Origin of the sequence: Lutibacter sp. (assembly GCF_040883305.1) — a bacterium.
Classification (GTDB): Bacteria; Bacteroidota; Bacteroidia; order Flavobacteriales; family Flavobacteriaceae; genus Lutibacter.
Window position 1 is genome coordinate 1 of record NZ_JBFLKT010000019.1, and the last position, 6,508, is coordinate 6,508.

Consider the following 6,508-nt stretch of genomic DNA (forward strand, 5'->3'; position numbering starts at 1 on the left):
TATCAGAAAATATTGACTGAAACCATTGAAGAATTAAAAGAAAATGAGTTTAAAGACTTGTACAAAGACGATGAAAATAAGCCGAAAGAATATGTAAAAGAAATTCAAATTGATACTGATTTCGAAATATTATTTCCTGATGATTACGTAAATGTAATTTCTGAAAGATTGAATTTATATAATAAACTAAGTGAGTTTAAAACCGAAGATGAACTGCAACAATTTGAAGCACAGTTAATTGATAGATTTGGAGAACTTCCAACTCAAGTAATTGATTTATTAAATAGTGTTCGCATAAAATGGATTGCAAAAAAATTGGGTATAGAACGTTTAATTTTGAAGAAAAACAGAATGCTTTGTTATTTTGTTTCGGACCAACAAAGTGCATTTTATCAAACACCAACTTTTTCTAATGTAGTACAGTATGTACAAAAAAATCCTACAAGTTGTGTAATGAAAGAAAAAGAAACAAAGGCTGGACTTCGTCTATTACTTACTTTTATAAAAATTACATCCGTTAAAAAAGCCTTGGAAACACTTCAAAAAGTTTAAAGTTTGAAAAATCATCATTTAAAAAACATTCTAGAACTAAATATTGGTGTTATTTTTATTAGTACATCTGGTGTTTTAGGAAGGTCTATTTTATTTCCACCAGAAATAACTATTTGGTGGCGGTGTGTTTTTGCAGTTGTTTTTATAGGATTGTTTTGTTGGTACAAGAAATACGATTTAAAAATAAAAAGCAGAAAAGATGTTTTTTCATTATTATTAAGTGGTTTTTTATTAGGCGCACATTGGGTAACTTATTTTTATGCATTACACCTTTCAAGTGTTGCTATTGGAATGCTTTCTTTATTTACCTACCCTGTAATTACGGCACTTTTAGAACCTGTTTTTTTTAACACAAAATTGAGTAAAAATCAACTGATTTTAAGCGGATTAGTATTAGTAGGGATTTATTTTTTAACACCTGAATTAAATTTTGAAAACGACGATACAAAAGGTGTTTTAATGGGTGTTATTTCAGCAATTTTTTATGCGCTTAGAAATATTCTGACTAAAAGAAATGTTTCACATTACAATGCTTCAAAAGTAATGTTTTACCAATTAATGGTAGTTATTTTACTTTTATGGCCTGTAACTATTGGTTCTGAATATACAGGCACTTCTAATTGGATTAAAATTGTTTCTTTAGCTTTAATTACAACCGCAATTGGACATACACTTTTTGTAAATAGTTTTAAAAACTTTACAATTACTGCAGTAAGTATTATGAGTAGTATGAGTCCTATTTATGGAATTATTTTTGGAATGTTATTTTTATCTGAAATACCTTCATTATCTACTTTTTTTGGAGGTGCGCTTATTTTAACCACAGTTGTTATTGAAAGTTTTCAATCTGCTAGAAAGTAGTTGTTATTGTTGATTAATTGTTATTAAAAAAACACCAATAATGGCTGTGTTTTTTAATTAAAAAATTTTATCATTCCTGCGTAGGCAGGAATCTATTTTTACACTGAATGAATTCATGTTTTCACAGGAATAACAGTAGTACTAAATTTATTCTTGAGTTACTTTACCTTTCAGAAAAATACGTTTAATTAGTATAGGTATGCACACTTGTATTTGCAACTGGCAAATAATTTACTCCAAACCAGCATACTAATAAAACTACAAATGCAAGTGCTAATATAGTAAGTGCTTGTTTTGTTTTATTACTATGAAAATGACGGTAATGAATATAAATTAAATAACCCATCCAAGTTAAAAATGCCCAAACTTCTTTAGGATCCCAAGTCCAATAATGTCCCCAGGCTTCTTTTGCCCACAATGCTCCAAAAAGTAATCCAAGTGTTAAAAATGCAAAACCTATGTACACTAAATTATCAGCTAATTTTAAGGTTTCTATGTTAAAGTTTCCTTTGTAACTATCGTACCAACCTTTAATAGCAACAATACTTGATGCTGCTAATACAGCATAACTAAATAAATACACCAACACGTGTGGAATAAACCACGGACTTTGCAAAGCCGGCATTAAGGTTTTTGAATACGTTTCTGGGTTTAAATAGTTAATTGCAAGAAACATTCCTGCCATTGCAATACTGTAGGCTAAAAACCATTTATATTTCCAACGAATATAAGTTATAAAACCAATTAAAGGTAAAAAAGTGGCATACCATAAACGTGTTTCACCCAAGGTTCTCATTGGAGGTCTGTCTAGCTCTATCCATAATTTAACCACAAAAACAATTAAAGCAATCCAACCGAGTACTAACAATACGTTTGCAAATTTAAACAGTTGTTGTTTTTTATATGAAATCAATAAAAAAAGTAACCCTGCTGTCCAAAGTATACCTGTAATTGAACTGTATAAAGGAAAATCTATCCAAGTCATTTTATTGATTTTTAGTTATTTTATTACCCATCCAAAACATATAAATTGCTCCAGCAATCATCATAAAAATCCCAATATATATTACAGGAAGCCACGGGTCTCTTACAAGCTCTAAAACGCTTAAATCGCTCCATTTACCCATTTTATCATCGTAACTTAACTGATAAATTTTATACCCTCTAAACTTAAACGGTTTGTTGACTTCTAAAACAGTACTAATGCGTTCGCCATCTTTAGTTAAAATATCTATATCTGAACTAAATTTCTTTATTTCAGGAATGGTCATAACCATAGAATAAGCATCACTAATTTTTAAAGATTCATACGGATGACTAAAACTTCCGCTACTTATCCATGCGTTTTGAATGGAATCATTTGTAGTATTTTTTACTGTAATTTTTGCTGATGGCGGAGCACCTAATTCATTTACGAAGTGGTATCTATTTCCAATTCTTCCAGAAGTTTCAAAATATTCATCAACGGTTACTTCAAAATTCTGAAAATAGTAGGTTTCACCTTTTTCAATTAAATATAAATTTTTACCATTGTTTTGTGCAATGGTACCTGTTTTATTATCTACCAACGCCAGTTTTGGATGGTATTCATCAATAATAAAATCTTTTAAATAAAATGCAAATGGTAATTCTACCTGATTTTTTTGAGCATCGATAGCAATCCAACTTGGTTTTCCTTCATAGGTATTTATAGATAAACGTTGCAAATCTCCGGTACCTAACATACCAGCTGTTAAAGCTAAAAATAAACCAACGTGATTTAAAATAAAACCAACATTAGACCATTTAAATTGTGCTATTCTTTTGATAGAAATTAAGCCTAAACAGGTTAGAAATTGAAATAGAATTAATAAAAATGCCCAATTGCTTGTAATTTTATTGAGTCCTAAATTATTAACAAAATTACTTTCTGAAGCAACTTGTGGAATAATACCCATAATCATAACCAGCAAAGTTACTAAACTTATGCTTGAAATTGAAGCTGGAACTTTAGTTAACCACCTTATTACTTGCGTGTTAGAAAACCATTTATACAACACAACTAAAAGGGCTACATAACCTATCAAAAATATTATATTGTAAGGGTATGCTACTGTAAATGGTGTATCGCTCGCAACAAATACTTCCAAAAAGAAGCCTGTTATCATTAAACCAAAACCTATAAAAAAAGATTCAACGTAACCCCAAGGATTTTCCCAGAGATTACGTTGAACTTTGAAATTATCTTCACTCATACGAGTCAAATATACTATTTTTTAATTTGTAGTAATTAATTACTTGATACTGCATACTCACTACTTTGATACCAAATACCAGCAACTAATATTTAGCTTCTCTTGCGGCAGCTTCTCTATCCCACTCAGGAGCCAATTCTTTTAAGAATTTTTCCTTTTCAGCTTCTAATTTATCCATTGGTAAACCAATAAACTCTTGAGCGTTTGCTTTTGTATCAATGTTTGGATATGGAACTTCACCATTAAATCCTAAAGTCATTAATAATCTTGCTAGTTTAATTCTAGTTTCTTGAGTAATATCAATACCTCTACCAATAACTCTTCCTGTTTCAACTGGTGCGTGGAAAGATCCACCATGAGATGCTGCAGCATAATCCCAACGCCATTGTCCTAAACGAATTCCGTGTAAGATTTCTTTCATTTGCTCTTCAGAAGCACCTAATTCCCAAGCTTTACCAGCTTCAACGTGTGCACGTACTAATAAACGTTCTAATTGATCACGATTTTCTATAATACGATCTTGATTATCAAATACGTTTTTAATTAACTCGTCTTTTTCTTCTCTATGACAAACTTGACAAGAATTAGCTACATTGTTTAAAGGAGATTGGATATGGTGATCTGTAAATTTTTGTCCACCTTCCGTTTTATAAGGCATATGACAATCTGAACAAGAAACACCTCTTTGTCCGTGAATTCCCATTTTAAATACTTCATAACCAGGATGCTGCGCTTTCAACATTGGTGCTTTACTAATTTTATGAGTCCAATCTACGTGACCTACATTGTCGTAATATTTTTCCATATCTTCAACCGTTTGGCCTTCATCCCAAGGGAATACTAAATAAGGAATTCCTTTACTATCTGGAAGGTTTTTATTGAAGTAATATTCCGAGTGACACTGTGCACAAACTAATGAACGCATTTCGTTATGAGACGATTTAGAAATATCTTTTCCTTGACGCGCAAATGCCTCAATTAAAGCAGGTTGCGTAATCGTTAAATTCATAGATTTTTCATCGTGACAGTTAGCACAACCAATTGGATTTACTACTTCAGGACCTTTTGCAGACCATTTTCCGCTGTAATATTCGTTTACACCGTTTTCATTAATTAAACGTGGCACATCTGGAGATTTACAAGTCCAGCAAGTTGCTGGCATTGGTCCATCATCTGGTCCAGTTGGTCCTCCTGTACGTAAACTATTTCTTAAATCGTCAATTGCGTGCACGTGTCCACGACCTTGATTATAATCTTTAGCAAAACCATAACCTGCCCAAAGTACCACTAAACGTGGGTCAACTTCTAACATATCAATCATTGCACTACCATTGTATTTTGATCTAAAAGTAGTATCGGCAGTTTTATAATACGATTGGAATTCACGTGGGAAATTTTCACCCCAAACTTCATTTCTAGGTTCTAATTTATTAATTTTTGTCATTGGAGTATATGCAAACTTCGCCTCCATTTTGCGTTCTGTTATTGAAGAAACTAAAAGTCCTAACAAAAATACAACTACTAGCGATGCCAGAAACAGCATCCAGTTCATCCAAGGTTTTCTTTTATTGCTCATCTTTTTTATCTTTTTGATTATCTGATTTATTTAAATATTTACTAAGCCATTCTGGCACTGTTTCTTGATGTTCTTTGTCTATTTTTCCGTAATATTTTACAGAAGATAAACTATGCACACTTCCGTGTGGTACTTCTTGATGGCATTCCCAACATTTTCGTGTGGTTCTGTTGTCAAAATGGTCGGTAACTGATGCGCTTAATCTGGCATCTGTAACTTGATCTTGATGGCATCTGATACAGTTACTTTGCACAACTTCAACACCTGCTTCTTTCATTCTAATTACTTCAGGTTCTCCACGAGTTGTAAAAACTGAAGCATGGTACAAACCGTCTTTAGCTTTAAAAAGGTATTTTTTGAAAAAATTGTCTTGTGGCACATGACAATCGTTACAAGAAGCCCATTCTCTGTGAGAACTATTTTGCCAAGTTGTGTACTGTGGTGTCATTACGTGGCAGTTCGCACAGGTCTTTGGATCGTCTGATAAATACGATACAGCTTTAGATTCGATAAGTGCATACAATGAAAGACCAGACATAGCTCCCAATAAAATAATTACGGGTATTCGCCATTGTTTTGGTGGAATTAAAAATCGAAATAGTCTTTTCATATATAGTTTCTATTAAATTCAGAAAAGGATTTTAAGACACTATTATCTCTTATAGCTTTTCATTGTGCAAATTTTATGAAAAAATTAACCTTAAACTATGATTTAAGTCATAATCTCGAAAAAAATCTTAATTTTAAAAAACTATAAATTGGAAGTATTTTAAGGCCCTGGATTGGGTTGCAACTCTTGAATGCTGTCTATTTTAGACAAAGTTTCAGCAGAAAGTTCGACATGAATACTTGAAATATTTTCTTGTAATTGTTGTATTGTTGTTGCTCCAATTATATTTGCGGTAACAAATTCACGTTGATTTACAAATGCCAATGCCAATTGGGTTAAACTAATATTTAAATCAGCAGCCAATTCAGCATATTTTTGTGTTAAAAAATCACATTGCTTGGTACTATACCTGCTATATTGCGAAAATAATTTAATACGTGATTTTTCTGGTAAGTTTCCGTTTAAATATTTGCCAGATAATACCCCAAAAGCTAAAGGTGAATATGCTAATAAGCCAACATTTTCTCGCATAGCTACTTCTGCCAAATTAATTTCGAACAGACGGTTTAAAAGTGAATATGCATTTTGAATTGTTTTACAACGAGTTAAATTATTGTTGTTACTTTCTTCTAAATGCCTCATTACGCCCCAAGAAGTTTCATTTGAAACACCATA

7 protein-coding genes are annotated in these 6,508 nt (G+C 31.8%); 2 read left to right on the plus strand and 5 right to left on the minus strand.

Features of this window, described 5'->3' with window-relative positions; all coding sequences use genetic code 11:
- Both AB1Z17_RS00520 and AB1Z17_RS00525 read left to right on the plus strand, forming a co-directional pair.
- The coding region (locus AB1Z17_RS00520; protein WP_368049838.1) for a TRCF domain-containing protein at positions 1-552 on the plus strand (552 nt) is incomplete at its 5' end.
- Between the two features lie 3 nt (positions 553-555).
- The gene (locus AB1Z17_RS00525) at positions 556-1,413 is read left to right on the plus strand and encodes a DMT family transporter (RefSeq protein ID WP_368049839.1); all 858 of its coding nucleotides are present in this window, start codon (positions 556-558) and stop codon (positions 1,411-1,413) included.
- 184 nt (positions 1,414-1,597) lie between these two features.
- Here the strand turns inward: AB1Z17_RS00525 and ccsA are convergent, their stop codons facing one another.
- The 5 genes from ccsA to AB1Z17_RS00550 all read right to left on the minus strand — a co-directional run.
- Entirely contained in the window at positions 1,598-2,398 is an 801-nt protein-coding gene (ccsA, locus tag AB1Z17_RS00530) for a cytochrome c biogenesis protein CcsA (protein WP_368049840.1), read from the minus strand.
- A 1-nt stretch (position 2,399) separates the two neighbouring features.
- Positions 2,400-3,647 (minus strand): cytochrome c biogenesis protein ResB, encoded by a 1,248-nt coding sequence (locus tag AB1Z17_RS00535; RefSeq protein WP_368049841.1) that lies wholly within the window; start codon positions 3,645-3,647, stop codon positions 2,400-2,402.
- Positions 3,648-3,732: 85 nt separating this feature from the next.
- A complete protein-coding gene (nrfA, locus tag AB1Z17_RS00540; RefSeq protein WP_368049842.1) occupies positions 3,733-5,223 on the minus strand; it encodes an ammonia-forming cytochrome c nitrite reductase in 1,491 nt (496 codons plus the stop codon).
- Positions 5,213-5,833, minus strand: coding sequence for a cytochrome c nitrite reductase small subunit (gene nrfH / locus AB1Z17_RS00545; protein WP_368049843.1), 621 nt, complete (start codon positions 5,831-5,833; stop codon positions 5,213-5,215). The genes nrfA and nrfH overlap by 11 nt, the downstream gene beginning before the upstream one ends.
- 159 nt (positions 5,834-5,992) lie before the next feature.
- Positions 5,993-6,508: aldo/keto reductase (locus tag AB1Z17_RS00550; protein ID WP_368049844.1), on the minus strand; the 516-nt coding region annotated here is incomplete at its 5' end.